We start from the raw sequence: 22795 nt of genomic DNA on the forward strand, positions 1-22795 counted from the left end.
TGACACCCCGCCCTGCCAGCCGACGACCACCACGGTCACCGGCCGTCACCACACGCCCAAATCCATCACTCAGCGCACACCGCCTGAATGATTACGTCCCTACGGGGAACTCAAAAGTCGCCTACGAGGAGCTCAAGCTCCCGATCCACCCGCTCACCTTGTCGAACCAGCCGCTCAGGAGCTGCCAGTAGGACTGCGTCGTGCCGATCCACTGCTGGAGCGGACTGAACTCCCAGACCAGCCACCCGGCGACGAACAGGATGACGACGATGAACAGGCATCCCTTCAGGCAGCCGAGCCCCGGGATCTTCATCGGGTTGGCGCTGCGCTGACGCGGCGGCCGCGGCTCGCGCGCCGGACGCGGCTCGGGCCGCTGCGGCTGCTGCTGCGGCGCCGGCGCGTACCGCTGCGGCTGCTGCTGCGGCGCGGGGGCGTGCCGCTGCCGCTGGGGCGCGTACTGCTGGGGCTGCTGCTGGCCGTACCCCGGGGCCGGTGGCTGCTGGGGGCGCTGCGGCGGGCGGGCCACCTGGCGCTGCGGACGGCGGCGCAGCGGGTCCTCGCCGGGGTCGAGGTAGGCCTGGACCTGTGTCTGCTCGTTGCGGTCGCGGGCGGCGCGCAGCTGGTTCTGCCAGGGGTGCGGGCCCTCGGGCCCCTGCTGCCCGCCGGGCCCGTGCTGCGGCACCGGAGGCAGCATGGCCGTCGGGTCGGCCGCTCCCCGGTTCGGCAGGACGGCCGTCGGGTCGGCGGCTCCGCCGTGGGGCGGCAGGACGGCCGTGGGGTCCGCGGCGCCCGGGGGGTGCGACAGGACGCTGGTCGCCGCGTTCGGGTCGTACGCGCCGGCCGGGCCCTGCGGCAGCACCTGCGTGGGGTCTGCGGAGCCGGGCACGGACGCCGGGGCGGGGTCCGACGCGAGCAGCGCGGCCACGCCCTCCGCGGCGGCGATCTGGGCGGCGTCGGCGTGCACGCCGACGCCCTCGGCGACCACCCGCAGCGCCCGCGCCAGGTTCTCGGCGCTCGGCCGTTCCTCCGGGTTCTTGCGCAGGCAGCGCTCTATCACCGTCCACAGCGGGTCGGGCACCGTCGAGGGGCGGCGCGGTTCGGCGCTCAGATGCTGGTGGAGGACCTCCAGGGCGGTCGCGCCGGCGAACGGCGGACGGCCGGTGACCAGCTCGTACAGCAGGATGCCGGCGCCGTAGATGTCGACGGCGGAGGTCTGCGGGCGGCCCTCGGCCGACTCGGGGGCGACGTACGCGGGCGTGCCCACGAACTCGTGGGTGCGCGTGAGGCCCGGCGAGTCGGCCAGTCGGGCGATGCCGAAGTCGGTCAGCATCGGGTGCATCTGGCTGTCGCGCTGTTCGAGCAGCACGTTCGCGGGCTTCAGGTCGCGGTGCACGACGCCGTCGGCGTGGCTCACGGCCAGCGCGTCGGCGATCTGCGCGGTGAGCAGGGCTGCGGCGACCGGGGTGAAGGGGCCGTTCTCACGGAGGTAGCGGTGCAGGTCGGGGCCCTCGATGAGGTCCATGACCAGCGCCAGCAGATCGCCCTCGACGACCAGGTCGCGCACCCGGACGATGTTCGGGTGGGTGAGCCGGAGCAGGACGGAGCGCTCCCGCAGAAACCGCATGACGATGTCCGGGTCGCTCGCGAGTTCCTCCTTGAGGACCTTGATCGCGACCGTCTCGCCGGGCTGGCCGGGCACGGCCGCCTCGGCACCCGCGGTCTCCCGCTGGCGGGCTCGCCAGACGGTGCCCGTGGCGCCGCGTCCGAGCGGCTCCTCGAGCAGGTACTTGCTGCCTACCGGCCGCACGTCATGCGCTCCCTGCTGATTGCTTGCCTGGTCCGTACGCCGGCTCCGGTCACCGCTCCCGGAGCGCCGAGCGTGTTCCGACCCACTGTAGTGCCGCGGTGGGCGGCGCTCCCTGTCGTCCTGCTCCGTCTTACGTTCCGCCTCTCGTGCATGTTCGAAGAAAAGACGCTCCCCTCAGTCCATTGGTTGCCGGAACCGGACGTGACCGATCTCCGGCGGACACCGGCCGGGCACCGGTCCGGCACTTTTGCGGGCAGAGCCGACCAATCAAGATCACTTGGTGCCGGGCCGCGCGCGTGTTGTCGGTGGCAGGTGCGAGGATGCATCCCGTACTGGCCGCTGTGCTCGCGTGCGGTGGGGGGAGTCCGCGGTGGGGGACCGCGGCACGGCTCCGTCCCCGTGCGCGTGCGCCCGCGCAGAAGGGACCGCTGTCGGCGATGCAGATCCGGCTGACCGTCGTAGACCCGCTGGGCCCGCTCCCGGAGTCACGGGCGCGTGCCGCGAGCTGCGACGTGCTGGTCACCGCGCCCGCCGGTACGGCCCTGGCCGCGGTGGCGTCGGGCCTGACCTCGGCGGTCGGCGCGGCCCAGGGCGCCTCCCCGCCCGAGCGCGGCCGGGAGCCCGGTGCGGGTTCCCTGGTGCTGTACGCGGGCTCCGAGCGGCTGGACCCCCAGCGCTGCACGCTGGGCGAGCCGCCGCTGCTGGACGGGGCGGTGCTGACGCTGGGCGCGCCCGCGGAGCCGGGCCCCGAGCCCGACGAGGACGCGGCCCAGCTGCATGTGGTGGCGGGCCCGGACGCGGGCGGCGTCCATCTGCTGCACGGCGGGGTGGTCCGCATCGGCCGCTCCGCCGACGCGGACGTCCCGCTGGACGACCCCGACGTCTCCCGGCTGCACTGCGCGGTCACGGTCGCCGACGACGGCCGTGTCTCGGTCGCCGACCTGGGGTCCACGAACGGCACGGTGCTCGACGGCAGGCAGGTGACCGACCGCCCGGTGCGCCTGGCCCCCGGGGCGCTGCTCCGCCTCGGTGAATCGGCCCTGCGGCTGGCCCCGCCCGGCGTGGCGCGGCGGGTGCGGACAGCGCCGGACGGCGAAGGCCAGGTGCGGATCCTCGGCGAGGAGGCGCCTGGAAGCCCGGCGGGTGCCCCACGCCCGGCGACCGTGCCGCACGCGCGCGGGGGGAGCGCCGCGGACGCGGGCTCCGGCAGCACGGGGGGCCCGGACCGGGACGGCGCTACGGGGATCCCTGGCCCGGACGGCGCTACGGGAATCCCGAGCCGGCACGGCACCACGGCGATCCCGGGCCGGCACGGCACCACGGCGATCCCGGGCCGGGACGGCACCACGACGATCCCGGGCCGGGACGGCACCACGGGAATCCCGGACCGGGGCGCGCACGGCGTCGCCTCCGGCGACACCCATCACGGCTTCGGCGTCACCGAGTGGGGCGCGTCCGGCGGGGCCGCCCCCGGGGCACAGGAGCACGGCCCGGTGGAGCCGCCCGTTCCCCGGCTCGTGGCCCCTCCCCCGCTCCCGGCTGCGCCCGAGCGGGGGCACCCCGACGAGCAGCAAGGCGCCCCCATGGCGCCCACCGTGTCCGGGCAGGGCGGAGCCCCCGGGATCGGGCAGCGGCGGGGCACGGACGTGCCGCCGGGAATGCGCCGGCGCGGCTTCACCGCGTGGGCGCGGCGCCTCACCGGAGGCCGTGGCGAACAGTCCGGCACCACAGGACCGGGCTTCGACGGGGCCGAGGTCACCTCGACGCCCGCGTCCTTCGCCGCCCCGGGCCCCGAGAAGTGGCCGGACCTCGCGGCGCTGCTGCTGAGCGCGCTCGGCCCCGGGCCGCGGCTGTGGGAGCGCGGACCCGGCCATCCGGAGACGCTCACCGTGCGGCTGGGCACGGCCGACCGGGCGGCGCCGGGCGGCGGGGGGCTGCTGCCCGCGGTGCCGGTGACCGCCGGACTGCGCGAGGTGGGCGCGCTCGGCCTGGCCGGCCCCCGGGCGCGGCTCGCGGGGCTGGCGCGCGCGGTGGTGGCGCAGCTCGCCGCGCTGCACTCCCCCGACACGCTGGAGCTGGTCCTGATCAGCTCCGACCGCTCGCGCCCGCTGGAGGAACGCGTCGCCGACTGGGCCTGGCTCGGCTGGCTGCCGCATCTGCGCCCGGCCCACGGCCAAAACTGCCGGCTCCTGCTGGCGTACGACCGCGAGCAGGCCACGGCCCGCACCGACGAACTGCTGCGCCGCCTCGAAGACCACCTGACCGGCCACGACGGCGTGCCGGGCACCCCCGCCACGACCGGCGCGGACCGCACACCTCCCGGGGGCCGTCCCGGAGGTCCCGGGCATCTGGGCGATCCGGCCGGTGAGGTGCGCGGCGCCCTCCGCCGCCCCTCCTGGGCGCAGCACGAGGGCGAGGCACAGGGCGCCTTCCCCGGGCCGTACACCGTGGTGGTCGTGGACGGCGACCCCGGCAGCGCCGATGTGCGCGAGGCCGTGGCACGGCTGGCGCAGGACGGGGCGCGGGCCGGCATCCACGTCCTGTGCCTGGCCGAGGCGCCGTCCGCCTCGCCCGCCTCTCCGGTGACGGAGACGTACGAGGCGGCGTGCGCGGCGTCGCCCGCGTTCCGGGAGTGCGGGGCCGTCGCGCTGCTGTGCGGCGACGTCGCGACGGCACTGCGGCTGCTGCGGGTCGCGCCGGGAGGGGGCGCTGACTTCGCGCGGGGGCCCCGTGTCCCCGTCGGGCACGGCACGGTCGCCACCGTGGACGCGGTGTCCTGGGCCTGGGCGGAGCGGTTCGCGCGGGCGCTCGCCCCGCTGCGCACGGACGGCGGCACAGACCGGCACCCGCGGGTGTCGGCACCGTTGCCCCAGACGGCGCGGCTGCTGGACGAGCTGGGCCTGGCGCGGGCCACCCCGGCGTCCCTGATGGCGCGTTGGGCCGACGCGGCGGACGACACGAGGTCGCCGGGCGGGCGCGCCTGGGCGGTGCTCGGCGCGGGACCGCGCGGCCCGGTGACGGTGGATCTCGCCGCCGGCGGACCGCACATGCTGGTGGAGGGGCCGCCCGGCAGCGGGCGTACGGAGCTGCTGCGCTCGGTCGCCGCGTCGCTCGCGGCGGCCGAGCGTCCCGACCGGCTGGGGATCGTGCTCGTCGAGGGCGACGGCTGCGGCCCGAACGGCGCCACCGACGGCGAGAGCCTGCGGCTCGCCACGGACCTGCCGCACGTCACCACCCACCTGACGGCCAACGACCCGGTCCGCATGCGGGAGTTCGCGCAGTCGCTGAGCGCCGAGCTGAAGCGGCGGGCCGAGCTGCTGGGGCGGCTCGACTTCGCCGAGTGGCACACCCAGCGGCAGGTGTCGGAGCGGATCGGCCCGCAGCGCGTGGGGAGTCCGGCCTCGGGCGACCTCGACTCCCCGCCGAGCACGACCCTGCGCCTGCGGCCCGCGGCGACGCGGCAGCGGCCGGAGCCCGGTCCGCCGCTGGCCCGTCTCGTCGTGCTGGTGGACGACCTGGACGCGCTGCTGTCCCCAGCGCTGGGCGCGCTGGGCCGCCCGGCGGCCGGTTCGGTCGTACGGGCCCTGGAGGCGGTGGCCCGGGACGGGCAGCGGCTCGGGGTGCATCTCGTCGCGGCCGCGGGTCCGGGCGGACGGACGGCGGAATGGGAACCGGCGTGCACGGCCTCGCTCCGGGTCACCCTGGACGCGGTGACATCGGGGCCCGACGAACCGGCGCCGGGGCGTGGCCGGTTGACGGGCGCGGACGGCAGAGTGACGCCCTTCCAGGGGGGCCGGATCACCGGGCGCATTCCCCGCACGGCGACGCTGCGCCCCACGGTCGTCCCCCTGGAGTGGCACCGCATGGGCGACCCGCCCGCCCGCCGCCCGGTCCGCGAACTGGGCAACGGCCCCACGGACTTGGCGCTCCTGGCCAGCGCGCTGGAGCGGGCGGCCCGCTCGGTGTCGGCCACGGAGGTGCCCTCGCTGTTGTAGCTTCCGCGGCCCGGAAAGCTGCACGTCCGCCCGGAGAGCTGCACGTCCGCCCGGAGAGCTGCACGTCCGCCCGGAGAGCTGCACGTCCACGGCCCGGAAAGCTGCACGCACGGCCCGGAGAGCTGTGTGTCCGCGGCCGGGAAGGCGCGCCCACCGCACGTCACGAGGCGGTCACGATCGGCTCGTTGACGGTGCATGCGCTCTTGCCGCCCCGATCATCCCCGCGTACACCAGAGCGCACGGAACAGTGCTCGACGTTCGACGAGGAACGGAGAACGGGGCAGTGATGCGCAGGACGAGCAGCACCATCCGGACACACCGGGCGGCCAGAACCGCAGCCGCCGTCGTCGTGGGAGCGCTGGCGCTCTCGCTCACCGCGTGCGGCGGAAGCGACGGCAAGAAGAGCGGCGGCGGCAAGAACAGCGGCGGTACGCCCAGCGCGGCCACCGTCACCCTTCCCAAGCTGAACGGCCGGAGCCTGGAGGTCGCCGCCGTCTGGACCGGCGGCGAACAGGCCAACTTCAAGAAGGTGCTGGCCGAGTTCGAGAAACGCACCGGCGCCAAGGTCACCTTCGTGCCCGCCCAGGACCCGATCATCAACTTCCTCGGCTCGAAGATCGCCGGCGGCCAGCCGCCGGACGTCGCCCTGCTCCCGCAGCCGGGCGCCATCAAGCAGGCCGTCCAGAGGAAGTGGGCCAAGCCCCTCGGCGCCGAGGCCCGGGCGCAGATCGGCAAGAACTACTCCCAGGGCTGGCAGGACATCGGCAAGGTCGACGGCACCCAGTACGCGGCGTACTACAAGGCCGCCAACAAGTCCCTGATCTGGTACAACGCGCAGGTCTTCCAGAACGCGGGAACCAAGGAGCCGGCGCGCTGGGCGGACCTGCTGAAGGTGGCCCAGAACGTCTACGACTCCGGGGTGACCCCCTTCTCCATCGGCGGCGCCGACGGATGGACCCTCACCGACTGGTTCGAGAACGTCTATCTCTCCCAGGCGGGCCCGGACAAGTACGACCAGCTCGCCCAGCACAAGATCAAGTGGACGGACCCGTCCGTGAAGGACGCGCTGACCACGCTGGCGCAGATCTGGGGCAAGAAGGACTACATCGCGGGCGGCCCCGACGGCGCGCTCCAGACCGAGTTCCCCGTCTCGGTCACCCAGACCTTCACCGGAGGCACCCAGCCGAAGGCGGCCATGGTCTACGAGGGCGACTTCGCGCAGGTCAACATCGGTGAGACCAAGGCCAAGGTGGGCACGGACGCGAAGGTGTTCCCGTTCCCCGCGGTGGGGGCCCAGGCACCCGTGGTCTCCGGCGGCGACGCGGCGGTCGTCCTGAAGGACTCCCCGGCGGCGCAGGCACTGGTCACCTTCCTCGCCTCACCGGACGCGGCGACCATCCAGGCCGGGCTCGGCGGCTACCTCTCGCCGAACAAGGCGGTCCCGCTGTCCGCGTATCCGAACGCGGTGCAGCGGAAGATGGCCCAGGCGCTGATCGCGGCCGGCGACGACTTCCGCTTCGACATGTCCGACCAGGCCCCGCAGGCCTTCGGCGGCACGCCCGGCAAGGGCGAGTGGAAGGACCTCCAGGACTTCCTGAAGAACCCGGCGGACGTAGCGGGCACACAGGCGAAGCTGGAGAAGGACGCGGCGGCGGCGTACGGAAACGGGAGCTGATCCGGCGGTGCCGCCGACAGCCGCGGAGGGCGTCGCCGAAGCCCCGGCGACGCCGCCCGCTCCCCGTCCGCGCAAGAGCGTGACCGGCACCCGCAAGACCGTGGCGGCCCTGTTCCTGCTGCCCGCCCTGGTGCTGCTCGGCGCGCTCGTGGTCTACCCGATCGGGTACTCGGTCGTCCGCAGTTTCCAGGACTCCTCCGGCGACGGCTTCGCCGGATTCGACAACTACCGGGCGCTGTTCACCGACGACGGCATCCGCACCGCCCTGAAGAACAACATCATCTGGGTGGTGTTCGCGCCGGCCGTCTCGACGGCGCTGGGCCTGGTCTTCGCGGTGCTCACCGAACGGGTGCGCTGGGGCACGGCGTTCAAGCTGATCGTCTTCATGCCGATGGCGATCTCAATGCTCGCCGCGGGGATCATCTTCCGGCTGGTGTACGACCAGGACCCGGCCAAGGGCGTCGCGAACGCGGTGTGGGTCGGGGTCCACGACACCTTCGCGCAGTCGTCCGCGTTCCCGAAGGCGCACCCCGGCCGCGAGTCCCCGCTCATCGCGCAGGGCGGCGGCTTCATCACCAGGACCGCCGTCCACGTCGGCCGGCCAGTCGCGCTGCCCCTGGTCGGGGTCGCCCCCGACAAGATGCCGAGCGGCGCGAAGCGGGCGGTGCAGGCCGGGCCCGAGCCGGGGAGGATCACCGGCACCACCTGGCAGGACTTCACGCGCGGCAAGGGCGTCGGCAGGCTCGGCGTGGTCGACCCCGCGGAGCTGGGCTACGCCGGGATGCGGATCGAGGCGGTCAAGGACGGCACGGTGGTGGCCTCGACGAAGGCCGCCGCCGACGGCACGTTCACGCTTCCCGCCCGGGCCGACGGCGCCCGGCTGCGGCTTCCGGCGGGCAACTTCAAGGAGCCGTACAACGGGGTGGACTGGCTGGGTCCGTCGCTGGTCACGCCAGCCATCATCGGCGCGTACGTGTGGATGTGGGCCGGCTTCGCGATGGTGCTGATCGCGGCGGGGCTCGCGGGCGTGCCCCGGGAACTGCTGGAGGCGGCGCGGGTGGACGGCGCGGGTGAGTGGCAGGTGTTCCGCCGGGTCACCGTGCCGCTGCTCGCGCCGGTGCTCGCGGTGGTCACGGTCACCCTGATGATCAATGTGCTGAAGATCTTCGACCTGGTCTTCATCATCCCGCCGGGCTCATCCCAGGACGACGCGGACGTCCTGGCCCTGGAGCTGTACCGCAAGGGCTTCTCGGAGGACCAGCCGGGCATCGCGAGCGCGATCGCGGTGTTCCTGCTGCTGCTCGTGATCCCGATGATGCTGTTCAACGTACGGCGGTTGCGGCGGGAGGCCAGGCGATGACGACCCAGGACCGGAGTCTGCCGAAGGCGGCGCCCGTCACCGTCGTCCGGGCCAGGCGCTCCCTTGGCGCACGGCTCGCTGAGGGCGTCGGCGGCGGGCTGGTCCGTGTCTTCCTGATCGTCGTCGGCCTGTTCTGGCTGGTGCCGACGATCGGCCTGCTGCTGTCCTCGCTGCGCTCGCCGTCGGACATGAGCGCGTCCGGCTGGTGGACGGTCCTCAGCAAGCCCTCTCAACTGACCGTCGAGAGCTACCGGAAGCTGCTGGAGAACGGCGACATCACCCACTCCCTGGTGAACACGGTCCTGATCACCGTGCCGGCGACCGTCCTGGTGGTGGTGATCGGCTCCCTGGCGGGCTACGCCTTCGCCTGGATGGAGTTCCCGGGCCGCGACTGGTGGTTCCTCGGCATGGTCGGCCTGCTGGTCGTGCCCGTACAGGTGGCGCTGATCCCGATCGCGGAACTCTTCGGCAGGATCGGCCTGTTCGGGACGGTCTTCGGGGTGATCCTCTTCCACACGGGCTTCGGTCTCCCCTTCGCGGTGTTCCTGCTGCGGAACTTCTTCGCGGAGATCCCCCGGGAGCTGCTGGAGGCGGCCCGTCTCGACGGCGCGGGCGAACTGCGGCTGTTCGCCCGGGTCGTGCTGCCGCTGGGCGGCCCGGCGATCGCGAGCCTCGGCATCTTCCAGTTCCTGTGGGTGTGGAACGACATGCTGGTCGCGCTGGTGTTCACCAAGTCGGGCACCCAGCCGATCACGGTGGCGCTGCAGACGCAGGTCCGCCAGTTCGGCAACAACATCGACGTCCTGGCGCCCGGCGCGTTCATCTCGATGGTGATCCCGCTGGCCGTGTTCTTCGCGTTCCAGCGCCAGTTCGTGTCAGGTGTCATGGCGGGTGCCGTCAAGTAATGTCGCTCGCACGGCCGTTCAGGGGTGGACCGGAACCAGCGGCCCACCCCACGCCGTTCACCTGGGGTTTCCTTCGCCGTTCCCCCGCATGTGGCACCCGGGCGTAACCAAACCGCCCCGTCGGCCGTTTTCGGGCAGTATGCCCGCGCCGACCCATGGATGCCCCTTGCCCAGGTTCAGTGTCATCGTTCCCGCGTACAAGGTTCAGGCGTACCTGGAGGAATGCCTCACATCCGTGCTGGACCAGTCGTATCCCGACCTCGAGGTCATCGCCGTGGACGACTGCTCGCCGGACGCCTGCGGCGCCGTCATCGACGAGTTCGCCGCCCGCGACGCCCGTGTCCGCCCACTGCACCTGCCGGAGAACGCGGGGCTCGGGCGGGCCCGCAACGCGGGGCTGGAGCAGGCGAAGGGCGACTACGTCCTCTTCCTGGACGGCGACGACAGCCTGACCCCGGACGCCCTCCAGGACATCGCGGACCGGCTGAAGGAGACCTCCGAGCCGGACGTCCTCGTCTTCGACTACGCCCGCACGTACTGGACCGGCGAAGCGGTCCGCAACCAGCTCTCCGGACTGCTCACCGAGCAGGGCCCGGCACCCTTCCGCCTCGACGACCGGCCCGGCCTGCTCTCGCTGCTGATGGTGGTGTGGAACAAGGCCTACCGCCGGGAGTTCGTCCAGCGCGAGGGCTTCGCCTTCCCGCCGGGCTACTACGAGGACACGCCCTGGACGTTCCCGGTGCTGCTGACCGCGGAGACGCTCGCCACCCTGGACCGGGTCTGCGTCCACTACCGCCAGCGCCGCCAGGGCAGCATCCTCGGCTCGACCAGCCGCAGACACTTCGACGTGTTCGACCAGTACGACCGGGTGTTCGCGCACCTGGACGCGCATCCGGAACTCGCCCGCTGGCGGCCCGTGCTGTTCGGCCGCATGGTCGACCACCTGGCCACGGTCTTCGTCCGGCGCGGCCGGCTGCCCCGGGGCAGCCACGGCGAGTTCCTGCGCCTGGCCCGCGACCACTACCGCCGGCACCGCGTCCCGGGCGCCCCGCTGCGCCCGCGCCATCTGCTGGTCCGCTTCGCCGCGCACCGCACCTTCCGGGCGCTGTCCCTGGCCTCCCGTCTCGCGCGCGGCGCCGGACGCCTGGCCGCCGGGGCGGGCCGGCGGTCGGCCGGCGTCGCGCTGCGGGCGCACTACCGCCTCCAGCGGTGCCTCCCGCTGCGCGCCGACCGGGCCGTCTTCACCAGTGCCGCGGGGGGCAGGTACGGCTGCAACCCGGCCGCCCTGGAGTCCGCGTTCCGCAGGCTGTTCCCGCGGATCCGCACCGCGTGGATCGCCCGCCCCGAGCACCACCACACCATCCCGGCGGCCACCCGCCGGCTGCGGCCCGGATCGGCCGCGTACTGGACGGCGCTGGCCCGCTCCCGGTACCTCGTGCACAACGCCGACTTCGGCCCGCGGCTGGTCAAGCGCCCCGGCCAGATCCTGGTGCAGACCCGGCAGGGCGCCCCGCTCAAGCGCATGGGCCTGGACCTCAAGGACCGTCCGGCCGCCACCCGCGACACCGATGTCGCGGGGATGCTGCGCTCCGCCGACACCTGGGACTACGTCGTGTCCGGCAACCGCCACTCCACCCTGGTGTGGGAGCGTGTGTTCCCGTCCCGCTTCACGACCCTGGAGTACGGCCTTCCGCGCAACGACGTCTTCGCGCGGGCGACCTCGGCGGACGTGACCCGGCTGCGCGAGACGTTCGGCATCCCCGCGGACGCGGTGGCGATCCTGTACGCGCCGACCTGCCGCGACTACCGCAGCGGCCCGCGCCCCGGCCTCGACCTCGAACGTTTTCTGAGCAGGCTCGGCCCGCGCTTCGTGCTGCTGACCCGGGCGCACCCCGCGTACGGCGAGCCGCTGACGCGGGCCACCGGCGGCCGGCTGATCGACGTCAGCGACCATCCGAGCGTGGAGTCGGTGTGCCTGGCCTCGGACGCGCTGGTCACCGACTTCTCCTCCCTGATGGTCGACTACGCCAACCTCGACCGGCCGATCGTGGTGTACGCGGACGACTGGGAGGCGTACGAGGCGGTCCGCGGCACCTGCCTCGACGTGCGCGCCGTCCCGCCGGGCGCGGTCGCGCGCAGCGAGGACGAGCTGATCGACATCTTCGCGACCGGCCACTGGTGCGGCTCGCGCTCGTCCCGGCTGCGGGCCGCGTTCCGCGAGCGCTTCTGCCCCTACGACGACGGGCGCGCCGCCGAGCGGATCGTGCGCCGGGTCGTGCTCGGGGAGAACGCCGGGCTGCCCTCGGTCGTCCCCCCGACGGGCCGGCACCCGGTCCCGTCCGCCGCCGCGGGGCTGTCCGCCGTACCGCTCGCCACCGTTCCGGCGCCCGGGCGCCCCGTCCCGGTCGCCGAGCGCCTGTGACCCCCTGAGCAGACGGAGTTCCGCATGCCGCGCAGACCCACCCCCACCCGGCCGGTCACCTGGCGCCCCGCCCCACGGCCCGGGCGCTGACGTACCCGCAGCCCATGACGCTTAAGGCCCCGGCACCGCCTTCGGGGCCCGAGAGAAAGACCAGAATGCCCCGCTTCAGCATCATCGTCCCCGCCTTCGGTGTCGCCGGCCGGCTGTCCCAGGCGCTGGACTCCGCCCTCAGCCAGTCCTTCGGCGACATCGAGCTGATCCCGGTCTGCGACGCCCCCGACTCCCCCGCGGGCACGGTCGCCGCCGCGTACGCCGAGCGGCACAGCACGGTCGTGCCGCTCACCTCGCCGCCCGCCGGCGGCCTGGGCGTGGCCCGTACGACCGGGATGGCGGCGGCGACCGGAACGTATCTGCTGTTCCTCGACGCCGACGACGTCCTCACGCCCGGCGCGCTGGCCGCGATCGACGCGCGTCTGACCGCGACCGGTGACGTGGACGTCCTCTTCTTCGACCACGAGCGGGTCCACTGGTGGAACGCCGAGGCCTCCACGCCCCCGCTGGGCCCGGCGCCCGAAGGGGCGTTCACGCCCGGCCGGGCGCCGGAGCTGACCGGCGTGTCCGTGCCCGCGTGGAGTGCCGCGTACCGCCGTGCGTTCGTCACCGGACACCGGCTCACGTTCCCGGCGAGCCACTTCACCGACATCGGCTGGGGCGGCATGGTCACGCTCACCGCCGAGCGCGTCGCGGTGCTGCGCTCGGTCTGCGTACGGCATCTGCTGCGCCGGCAGGGCAGCCGGCTGCACACCCCCGGCGCCCACCAGCTCGACCTCCTCGACCAGGTCGAGCTGGTCCTCGCCCGGGCCGCCGAACTGGCCCTGCCCGAGGACCGGTCGGGGCCGCTGTTCCACCAGCTCTTCACCGTCGTACTGAAGACCGCCGCGCATCCGGAGCGGCTGCCCGCGCATCTGCGGCGGGCCTTCTTCCGGCGGGCGGGCGGTCTGTACCGCCGGCACCGCCCGGCCGGGTTCCGGCCGCCGGCGGGCCGTGTCGGGATGCAGCACCGGCTGCTCGCGGCGGGCGCCTACGACGCGTTCCACGCGCTGCGGGCCGTCAACCAGGGCACGGCGCGGGCCGTGCGGCAGACATCCCGGCCCCGGGCGCTGGGCACCCGCGCCCGGTACGCACTGAACCTGCGCCGCCCCCTCGACCCCGACCTCGCCGTGTACTGCGCGTACTGGGGCCGCGGCTACGCCTGCAACCCGGCCGCGATCCACGCCAAGGCCCGCGAACTGGCCCCGCGGCTGCGCTCGGTGTTCCTGGTCGAGCCGGACGCGGCCGACAGCATGCCGAAGGACGTGGAGTACGCGGTGCTCGGCAGCCCCGCCGCCTGGGACGTGCTCGCCCGCGCCCGGTTCCTGATCAACAACGCCAACTTCGCGGACGGCGTCGTCAAGCGTCCCGGCAGCGTGCACCTGCAGACCCAGCACGGCACGCCGCTGAAGAAGATGGGCGTCGACCAGTCGACGTACCCCGTGGTCGCGGCCGCCTCCGGCAGCTTCGCCAAGCTGCTGACGCGGGTGGACCGCTGGGACTACAACCTCTCCTCCAACCCGCACTCCACCCGGATGTGGGAGCGGGCGTTCCCGGGCTCGTACGAGACCCTCGAGTACGGCTATCCGCGCAATGACGTCTACTACACGGCGACCGCCGACGACGTGGCCCGCGTCCGCCGCGAGCTGGGCGTCCCCGAGGGCAGGACGGCCCTGCTGTACGCGCCCACGCACCGCGACCACGCGACCGGCTTCGACGCGCCCCTCGACCTGGCGGCGTTCTGCGAGGCGATCGGCGACGAGTACGTGGTGCTGCTGCGCGCGCACTACTTCTACGACCGGGGCACGGCCCGCGGCGACGGCCGGATCATCGACGTCACCCGGCACCGCTCCGCGGAGGATGTCTGTCTGGCCGCCGACGCGCTGATCACGGACTACTCGTCGATCATGTTCGACTACGCCAACCTGGACCGGCCGATCGTCGTGTACGCGGACGACTGGGACGTCTACCGGGAGGTCCGGGGCGTCTACTTCGACCTGATGGCGGCACCGCCGGGCCGGGTGGCGCGTACGCCCGGGGAACTGACGGCGCTCTTCCGCGACGGCGCGTACGCGGACGCCTCCGCCGCCGCCCTGCGCGCCGCCTTCCGGCAGCGCTTCTGCCCGTTCGACGACGGGCGCGCCGCCGAACGTGTGGTGCGCCGGGTGCTGCTGGGCGAGCCGCCCGAGTCGATCCCGCCCGTGATCCCGCTCGCCGAGCGCGTCCCGGCCCCGGCCCACTCCCTCGTGAGGAGCTGACCCCAGTGCCCCGCTTCAGCGTCATCGTCCCCGTCTACAAGGTGCAGGGCTTCCTCGGCGAGTGCCTCGACTCGGTGCTCGGGCAGTCGTACACGGACTTCGAGGTGATCGCCGTCGACGACCGCTCGCCCGACGGCAGCGGAGCGATCCTCGACGAGTACGCCGAGCGCGACCCGCGCGTACGGGTGCTGCACCTGCCCGAGAACGTCGGCCTCGGCCGGGCCCGCAACGCCGGGATGCCGTACGCCACCGGGGACTACCTGCTCTTCCTCGACAGCGACGACACGCTCACCCCGGGGGCGCTGCGCGCGATCGCCGACCGGCTGGAGGAGACCCGCGACCCGGACATCCTCGTGTTCGACTACGCACGCACCTACTGGTGGGGCGGCACCCGTCGCAACACCCTGGCCCGGGTACTCGCCGAGGCCGGCGAGGGGACCTTCACGGCGGCGGAACACCCCGAGATCCTCGAACTGCTGATGGTGGTGTGGAACAAGGCCTACCGCCGGGACTACGTCACCGAGCACGATCTCGGCTTCCCGCCGGGCTACTACGAGGACACGCCCTGGACCTTCCCCGCGCTGCTGAGCGCCCGGCGGATCGCGGTCCTCGACCGGATCTGCCTGAACTACCGGCAACGCCGGCAGGGCAACATCCTGTCCACCACCAGCCGCAAGCACTTCGACATCCACGACCAGTACGAACGGGTCTTCGCCTACGTCGACGCCCACCCGGAACTGGCCCGCTGGCGCCCGTATCTGCACCGCAAGACGGGCGAGCACTGCCTGGACATCCTCGCCAAACCGGACCGGCTGCCCGCGGCCGACAAGGGCGAGTTCTTCCGCCGCACCGCCGAGCTGTTCCGCAGACACCGCACCGAGGAGCCGGTCCCGGCGAACCTGCGCGTCCTTGAGGGCGGCTACGCCCGCTACCGGGCCCGGCAGCGGGCCGCCGCCCTCGGCGGCGCGGCCGGACGGCGGGGGCAGCAGGCCCGCAAGGCCACGGCCGGGCGCGTCAAGAGGGGCTGGTTCCGGGCGCAGGCGCTGCGGCCCCTGGACCCGGAGCTGGCCCTCTACTCGGCGTTCTCGCACCGGGGGGTCCTCGGTGACCCGGCCGCCATCCATCGCGCGGCCCGTGATCTCGCCCCGCACATCCGGGGCGTGTGGGTCGTACGCGAGGACCAGGCGGAGCACCTTCCGCCGGACATCGAGTACGTCCTGCCGGACTCCCTGGCCTACCACCGGCTCACCGCGCGGGCCACGTACTTCGTCAACAACGTCAACTGGCCCGGCACCCTGGTCAAGCGCCCCGGCAGCGTCCACATCCACACCCATCAGGGCACCCCGCTGAAGTACAAGGGGGCCGACCTGCTGGACAAGCCGGGCGCCCGGTTCGGGATGGACGTGCCGCAGATGCTGCGCCGCGCCGACCGCTGGGACTACAGCCTGGTCGCCAACCGCCACGCGGAGCTGGCCTGGGACCGCGCCTACCCCTGCCACTTCACCTCGGTGCGCACGGGCAGCCCCCGCAACGACGTCCTGGTGGGCGCGCGGCCAGGCGACGGGGCCGCCTTCCGGTCCCGGCACGGCATCCCCGAGGACCACACGGTCGTGCTGTACGCGCCGACCCGCCGGGACCACGTGCGGGGCGGCCACGCCGACCGCTTCGACCTGGCCCGGTTCGCCGAGGACCTGGGGGCGGGCCACACCCTGGTCGTCCGTCTGCACCCCTCGCTGGCGGAGGAGCCGGTCCGCGGTATGGGCCTGGCCGAGCTGCACCGGCGCGGCGTGCTGGTCGACGCCACCGACGAGGCACACGTCGAGGAGGTGATGCTCGCCTCGGACGTGCTGGTCTCGGACTACTCGGCTCTCCTGTTCGACTACGCCAACCTGGACCGGCCGATCGTCGTGCACGCCGACGACTGGGGCGCGTTCACGGCCGCCCGGGGCGCGTACGTCGACATCACCGCGGACGCGCCGGGCCATGTCACGCGCTCGTACCGGGAACTGGCGTGGCTGTTCGCCTCGGGGTGCTGGCGGGATGCGGAGTCGGCACGGCTGCGGGCCGGCTTCCGGGAGCGGTTCTGCGAGTTCGACGACGGGCAGGCCGCCCGGCGGGTGGTGCGGATGCTGATGCTGGGCGAGCCCGAGGTCCCGGCGTCGATCCCGGCCCCCGCGGCGGGCGACCGCGAGGTGCTGGCCACGACCTGAGAACGTGCCCGGCACCGGGAGGACGTCGCACCGGCGCCGGGCACGGGACCGTGGTGACGCGACCGGCTACTCGACGACCAGCTCGACCGGGATGTTGCCGCGGGTCGCGTTGGAGTAGGGGCAGACCTGGTGGGCCTGCTCGACCAGCTTGCGGCCGGTCTCCTGGTCCACCGACTCCGGCAGCTCCACGCGCAGCGTGACCGCGAGGCCGAAGCCCTCGCCCTGCTTGCCGATGCTGACCTCGCCGGTCACGGCGGCGTCGCTGACGTCGACCTTGGCCTGGCGGCCGACGAGGCCGAGGGCACTGGCGAAGCAGGCCGCGTACCCGGCGGCGAACAGCTGCTCGGGGTTGCTGCCCTTGCCGCTGCCGCCCATCTCCACCGGGATGGCCAGGTCGAGGTCGAGCTTGCCGTCGGAGCTGACGGCGCGCCCGTCGCGGCCGTGGGTGGCGGTGGCGACGGCGGTGTAGAGCGCGTCCATGGAAAACCATCCCTTTCGAAGTCTCTGCGGCGGCCGGCCCTTCTTTCCGCCCGGACCGCCTTGCGGACACAAGTAGAGCACACGATTAAGTTGTGCACAACTTAATGACGAGCCGGAGCTACCCTGGAGCCATGACGACCACGCCGACACCCAGCACGGCGGTCTCCGAGGCCTCCGAGGCCGAGGAGTACCTGCGCCTCGACCACCAGATCTGCTTCTCCCTGCACGCCGCCTCCCGCGCCTTCAACGGCGTGTACCGCGTCGTACTCAAGGACCTGGGCCTCACCTATCCCCAGTACCTGGTGATGCTGGTGCTGTGGGAGCGGGGAGAGCTGCCGGTGAAGAAGCTCGGTGAGCACCTGCGGCTGGACTCCGGGACGCTGTCGCCGCTGCTGAAGCGACTGGAGGCGGCGGGCCTGGTGCGGCGCGAGCGCAGCAGGCAGGACGAGCGGTCCGTGCACGTCCACCTCACCGACGAGGGCACGGCACTGAAGGAGCGCGCGCTGCTGGTGCCCCGCCGGATCGCCGCGGCGACGGGTTTCGACCTGGCGGAGATCACGGACCTGCGGGCCCGCCTCGACGAGTTGACCCGGATCCTGGACGCGGCGGCGCTGGACGAGACTCCGGAGTGCTTTTAGAACACCTGCTCCCGGGTGCCTGTGTGCGGGACGCCCACGCGCAGGACGCCGGTCTACGCGGGACGGTCGACGGCCCCTCGTGGCGCGCGCGAGGAGGGCCCCTCGCGGCGTACGTAAAGTCGAAGGGTGACGCCGCGGTGCACATACTCCGCGCGGGTGACGAACTCCTCGCGCACCACCGCGAGTTTGGCGCGGTCGGTGGCGTTCCAGGGGGTCCAGGAGGGCCGCAGCGCATACCCCTCGCCGACCACCCAGACGTACCCGAGTCCGCCGAGCCGGCGCCGCAGCTCCCGGGGGCCGACCTCCCGCCCGTACAGCGTCCCGCCAACGGCCGCGGGCACGTCCAGCGCCACGTCCCGGACCCCCCGGAACCCGGCGGGATAGGCCAGCGCCGCCCGCCGCTCCAGCGAGGGCAGGAACAGCACGGGGTCCCCGGGCCGTACCGTGCGGCTCACGGCGGCGGAGACGGCGGCCAGGTCGTCGGGCCGGTTGGCGGCCCTTCGGTCGGCCCTGTGCAGGGGAAGCTGCACGACCAGCACTCCGCAGACGAGGACGACCCCGACGAGGGTCCCGATATGCCGCCGCACCCCGGCGGGCCGCCGCGGCACCGGGCGGGCGCCGGGCGCGGGGGGCCGCCCCGGGACCACGCAGGCCCGGGGCGCGGAGAGCCGCCGCGAGGCCGGGCGGGCGCGGGGCGTGAAGACCCGTGACCGTTCCCGCAGCGCCACTGCCGCGCCGTACGGCACCGGCCGGCGCGGCGCGGGAGGCAGGGGGCCGCGTGCGACCACACCGGCGGTGCGCGGGCAGCCGTTCCGCGGCGCGGCCGGCGTCCCCTTGAATGGCCGGCGGAGCATCCCGGCGACCCGCTCGGCACCGGCCGCGGCCAGCAGGGGAGCCCCGGCCAGCGCGTAGAGCACATACCGGTCGTCGTACAACGGGCTGACCCGGGACACCGCCATCAGCACCGCCGGCGGGACCAGCATCAGCGGCAGCGCCACCCCGGCCGGCGAGAGCCCCCGGGGTGCGCCGGGCCTGCGCACCGCCAGCGCCATCAGCACCAGATACGGCACCAGGACCGCCCGCGACGGCCCCGCGAACTCCCGCAGCAGCCGCACCACGCTCCGCCCGTCCGGCGGCGTCAGCCACGCCACCTGCGCCGACTGCCCCCGCGAGACCAACGCCAGCGGCAGCAGCAGCACGGCCACGGCACCGGCCGCGCGGGCCCACCCCCGCCACACCCTGCCCGGCACCCGCGCGAGTGCCAGCGTGCAGGCGTGCGCGAGCAGCACCAGCACCGCGAACTCGTGCAGCACACAGGTGACGGCGAGGACGGCCCCGTACGGCCACCAGCTCGTGCCCCGCACCGCCCGCACGAGCAGCAGCGTCGCGCCCGCGACCCCGGCCGCGACCAGAGCGTAACTGCGCCCTTCCTGCGCGTAGTGCCCGACCATCGGCGTGACCGCGTACAGCAGCCCCGCCCACAGCCCCACCCGCGGCCGGCACAGCCGTGCGCCCAGCGCGGCGACCAGGCCCGCCGCCGCGGCCGCCCCGCAGACCGAGGGCAGCCGCAGCAGCACCTCACCGGGGTGGACGGCCAGGACCCCGTGCATCAGCAGGTAGTACAGGCCGTGCACCGCGTCCACATGGTGCAGCAGCAGCCAGATCTGCGCCGGGGAGCGGCGCGCCACCTGGAACGTGGCCGCCTCGTCGCGCCACATGCCGTCGCGGTCCAGTCCCCACAGCCCGAGCGCCACCATGACCGCCACGGGCACGAGGACGGCCACGCACTGCGTACACCTCACCGCTGACCGACTCATGGGGGCATTCAACATGTGACGACTTAGTACTATTAACTAACCTTTGCCGCGCATTGACGGGTTATCTGCACCCTCGCACCTTCAAGTCGGCTTACCATTCGGGGTTGATGAGTGCCTTGAAGAGTGCCATGGAGCCCCCCGCCCCCCCGTCCGCGCCGACGTCGCGGCCACCGCTGTGGAAGAGGGGCCGCACGAGACATCGGTTGCTTCTCCTCGCCGCCGGCTGGCTCACCACCCGGGCGCTGATGCTGTGGCTGCTGGCCCACGACCAGTACCCCCTGCTCGGCCGGGGCGGGGTCGCACGCGAGGTGTGGGCGCTGTACTTCCACTGGTACGGCGTCCTCTCGCACGGCGCTTTCCCCTCCGGCGACCACCTGTGGCAGTACCCGCCGGGGGCGGGCGCGGTCCTGCTGTCACCCGCGCTGCTGCCGGGCCTGACGTACTTTCAGGCGTTCGTCACCCTCACCCTGCTCACCGACGCCGTGATCACGCTCGTCCTCGCGCGCGCGGGTACCCGCCCGGGGCGCTCGCTGCGCGGCGCGGTCCTGTGGACGGCGGGCCTGCCCCTGCTGCTGCACATCCCGCTCGCCCGCTACGACGTCCAGGTCACCGCCTTCGCGGTCATCTCGCTGCTGACGCTGTCGCGTTCCCCGCGCGTGGGCGGCGTGTTCGCGGCACTGGGCGCCCTGGTGAAGGTGTGGCCGGCGCTGGCGCTCCTCGGCGCCCCGCGCGGCCGCGGCACCCGCGAGGCCTGGACGGCCGCCGCGGTCACCGTGGTCACGCTGCTCGCCCTGCTCACAGCCCTGTTCCGCCACCCGCTCGACTTTCTGCGCCAGCAGGGCGGCCGGGGCGTGCAGATCGAGTCGCTCGGCGGCACGGTGCTCATGCTGGCGCGCCGGGCCGGCTGGTCGGGGCGCACCCACTACCAGTACGGGGCCGTCGAGTTCGTCGGCCCGCATGTGCACGCGGTCGCCGTCGGCTCGCTCGCGCTGACCGCGGTGGCCTTCGCCCTGCTGCTGCTGTGGCGGGTGCGGGCCCGCCGCTGGACGCCCGCGACCCCCTACGACGCGGCCCTCGCGGCCGTCCTGCTGTTCACGGTGACGAGCCGGGTGATCAGCCCCCAGTACATGGTGTGGCTGATCGGGCTGGCCGCGGTCTGCATGACCTCGCGGCACACCACACAGCGCACGGTCGCCGCGCTGGTCCTGGCGGCGAGCGCGGTGAGCACGGTGGAGTACCCCGCCCTCTACGGGGACGTCATCAACTGCACCTGGCTGGGCTGTGTGCTCATGGTCGTACGCAACGGGCTGCTGGTGTCCGCGGCGGTGCTGTCCTTCGTCCGTCTGTGGCGCTCGGGCCGTCCCGCTCCGGAACGACCGGAATCAGGCATTTCGCCAGGGAACCGCAGCCGCATTCCTGCCCTCTTCCACACAGGCGGTTAATTAGTTCTTAACAGATGATTACCAGGCTTCCCTAGGCTCCAGGCTTGTGGATTCGATGCGCCCTCACGATGCACAGGTCAGCGTCGTCGTCATTGGTTACGACGACGCCACTCATGTGACCGACGCGGTGCGTTCGGCCCTGGCCCAGGGCGGAGTCGTCCGCGAGGTGATCGCGGTCGACGACTTCTCGACGGACGGCAGCCCCGAACTGCTCGACGCCCTCGCGGCCGGGGATCCGAGGGTGAAAGTGGTGCGCAGGACCGCCAACAGCGGCGGCTGCGGCACCCCGCGCAACGACGGGATCGACGCGGTGACCGCCCCCTACCTGATGTTCCTGGACAGCGACGACGTGCTGCCGCCCGGCGCGGTGGACGCGCTGCTCGATGCGGCCGTCACGCACGGGACACCGGTCGCCGCGGGCCTGTGCGTGCGCCGCGAGCTGCCGTCGGGCCGCGAGGTCCCCTGGCAGCCGGAGCTGTACGAGCGGCCCGCGCTGGTCTCCCACCCCTCCCGGCGCCCCCGCCTGGCGCACGACACCCTGTGCGTCAACAAGCTGTACCGCACCGACTTCCTGCGCGAGCACGGCATCCGCTTCCCCGACGGCCGGTTCCTCTACGAGGACTTCGTGTTCACCGCGCGCGTGCTGGCCGCCGGACCGGCCATCGCCCTGGTGCCGGACGCCGTGTACATCTGGCATGTGCGCCGCTCGGCGCGGCGGCTGTCGATCTCCCTCGACCGCGCCGACGTCGACAACTGGAAAGCGCGCATGGAGGCCAACCGGCAGGCGTACGAGATCCTGCTGGGTGCCGGCGAGAAGCGGCTCGCGCGGGCGGCGCGCGCCGCCTTCCTGGACCGCGGGCTGCGCATGTACGCGCGGGAACTCCCGCTGCGCGAAGCCGCGTACCGCGATGAGTGGTGGACGCTCACGCGCGCGTACCTGTCGGACTTCGACGCCGCCGACCTCGCGCAGGCCTCCGTGCCGGGGCGGGTCGTGGCGCAGGTGGTGCTCGCCGCCGGACAGCCCCGCGATCTGCACCGGATCAAGGAGCTGGCGGCCCGCCCCGCGCGGCTGACCCCGCCCTACGCGCGGACCGAGGACGGCACTCCCGTCTGGTCGGCGGATCTGCCGCAGGTCCGGCTGGAGCATCTGCTGCACCGCCCCATGCGGCATCTTCCGGTCGCCGTCGACGCGGATCTGCGTCCACGCGCGCGGGGCGCCCGGCTGCGGCTGCGCCTGCACGAGCTGTACGGGCGGGTGGAGAACGCGCGCCCGCACCGGGTGGACGTGGAGTTCGTCCGGCGGGAGGACGGCACCACGGTGGGACTCACCACCACGGCCGCGCTCCAGCGGGACGCGGACCTCGGCGGCTGGACGGCCGAGCCCCCCGTGGACCTCGTGGCGCTCGGCGCCGGAACCTGGGACCTGAACCTGACCCTCCGCTTCGACGACGGCACAATCCGCGACACCACGGCCCACGCCCTGGACGGCCCCGGTCTGCTGGGCCGCCGCGCGGTGCCGAGCCTGCGGCACGGGGTGCTGCTGGTGCAGCCGTACGCGACGCACTCGGGCGCGCTGGCCCTGCGGGTGGCACCGGGCGTACGCGGAGTGACCTCGGTCGTGAGCCGCAGGCTCCGCCGGCTGCTTCACTTGACCTGACCGCAGACAGACACTGGGCCAACTGACGAGGGGACGGCC

The 22795-nt window shown here is 73.7% G+C and carries 13 protein-coding genes; 10 read left to right on the forward strand and 3 right to left on the reverse strand.

The genetic code is table 11. The features are described 5' to 3' along the window. Window positions 1–121: 121 nt before the first annotated feature. Window positions 122–1807 carry a protein kinase domain-containing protein gene (locus ACWD5Q_RS25065; RefSeq protein WP_451429274.1) on the reverse strand — a complete coding sequence of 562 codons (1686 nt, stop codon included), beginning with the start codon at window positions 1805–1807 and terminating at the stop codon, window positions 122–124. A 437-nt stretch (window positions 1808–2244) separates the two neighbouring features. On the opposite strand from ACWD5Q_RS25065, the gene ACWD5Q_RS25070 reads away from it, so the two are divergent. The 7 genes from ACWD5Q_RS25070 to ACWD5Q_RS25100 all read left to right on the forward strand — a co-directional run bounded on the left by ACWD5Q_RS25070 (window position 2245) and on the right by ACWD5Q_RS25100 (window position 16722). Beyond that, on the forward strand, window positions 2245–5802 hold the full coding sequence (locus tag ACWD5Q_RS25070; RefSeq protein WP_451429275.1) for an FHA domain-containing protein: 3558 nt from the start codon (window positions 2245–2247) through the stop codon (window positions 5800–5802). Between the two features lie 286 nt (window positions 5803–6088). Further along, window positions 6089–7477, forward strand: a complete 1389-nt coding sequence (locus ACWD5Q_RS25075; RefSeq protein ID WP_451429276.1) for an ABC transporter substrate-binding protein — start codon at window positions 6089–6091, stop codon at window positions 7475–7477. 79 nt (window positions 7478–7556) lie between these two features. Then, the gene (locus ACWD5Q_RS25080; RefSeq protein WP_451429315.1) at window positions 7557–8837 is read left to right on the forward strand and encodes a carbohydrate ABC transporter permease; all 1281 of its coding nucleotides are present in this window, start codon (window positions 7557–7559) and stop codon (window positions 8835–8837) included. Beyond that, complete coding sequence (locus ACWD5Q_RS25085) at window positions 8834–9742, forward strand: carbohydrate ABC transporter permease (RefSeq protein WP_451429277.1); 909 nt, start codon at window positions 8834–8836, stop codon at window positions 9740–9742. The genes ACWD5Q_RS25080 and ACWD5Q_RS25085 overlap by 4 nt, the downstream gene beginning before the upstream one ends. Window positions 9743–9908: 166 nt before the next feature. Further along, window positions 9909–12164 carry a bifunctional glycosyltransferase/CDP-glycerol:glycerophosphate glycerophosphotransferase gene (locus tag ACWD5Q_RS25090; protein WP_451429278.1) on the forward strand — a complete coding sequence of 752 codons (2256 nt, stop codon included), beginning with the start codon at window positions 9909–9911 and terminating at the stop codon, window positions 12162–12164. A gap of 155 nt (window positions 12165–12319) precedes the next feature. Beyond that, window positions 12320–14512, forward strand: a complete 2193-nt coding sequence (locus ACWD5Q_RS25095) for a bifunctional glycosyltransferase/CDP-glycerol:glycerophosphate glycerophosphotransferase (RefSeq protein WP_451429279.1) — start codon at window positions 12320–12322, stop codon at window positions 14510–14512. 5 nt (window positions 14513–14517) lie between these two features. Further along, the gene (locus ACWD5Q_RS25100) at window positions 14518–16722 is read left to right on the forward strand and encodes a bifunctional glycosyltransferase/CDP-glycerol:glycerophosphate glycerophosphotransferase (RefSeq protein ID WP_451429280.1); all 2205 of its coding nucleotides are present in this window, start codon (window positions 14518–14520) and stop codon (window positions 16720–16722) included. 66 nt (window positions 16723–16788) lie between these two features. Here the strand turns inward: ACWD5Q_RS25100 and ACWD5Q_RS25105 are convergent, their stop codons facing one another. Next, window positions 16789–17202, reverse strand: coding sequence for an organic hydroperoxide resistance protein (locus ACWD5Q_RS25105; RefSeq protein WP_451429281.1), 414 nt, complete (start codon window positions 17200–17202; stop codon window positions 16789–16791). A gap of 131 nt (window positions 17203–17333) precedes the next feature. On the opposite strand from ACWD5Q_RS25105, the gene ACWD5Q_RS25110 reads away from it, so the two are divergent. Beyond that, entirely contained in the window at window positions 17334–17840 is a 507-nt protein-coding gene (locus ACWD5Q_RS25110; protein WP_451429282.1) for a MarR family winged helix-turn-helix transcriptional regulator, read from the forward strand. 53 nt (window positions 17841–17893) lie between these two features. On the opposite strand, the gene ACWD5Q_RS25115 is transcribed toward ACWD5Q_RS25110, so the two are convergent. Further along, window positions 17894–19657, reverse strand: coding sequence for a glycosyltransferase family 39 protein (locus ACWD5Q_RS25115; protein ID WP_451429283.1), 1764 nt, complete (start codon window positions 19655–19657; stop codon window positions 17894–17896). Between the two features lie 128 nt (window positions 19658–19785). On the opposite strand from ACWD5Q_RS25115, the gene ACWD5Q_RS25120 reads away from it, so the two are divergent. Together ACWD5Q_RS25120 and ACWD5Q_RS25125 are read left to right on the forward strand one after the other, a co-directional pair. After that, window positions 19786–21099 (forward strand): glycosyltransferase 87 family protein, encoded by a 1314-nt coding sequence (locus tag ACWD5Q_RS25120; protein ID WP_451429316.1) that lies wholly within the window; start codon window positions 19786–19788, stop codon window positions 21097–21099. Window positions 21100–21154: 55 nt separating this feature from the next. Further along, window positions 21155–22756: a glycosyltransferase family 2 protein gene (locus ACWD5Q_RS25125; RefSeq protein WP_451429284.1), complete on the forward strand. Its 1602-nt coding sequence runs from the start codon at window positions 21155–21157 to the stop codon at window positions 22754–22756. The last annotated feature ends 39 nt before the right edge of the window (window positions 22757–22795 follow it).

The sequence above is a fragment of the Streptomyces sp. NPDC002513 genome (assembly GCF_053595355.1).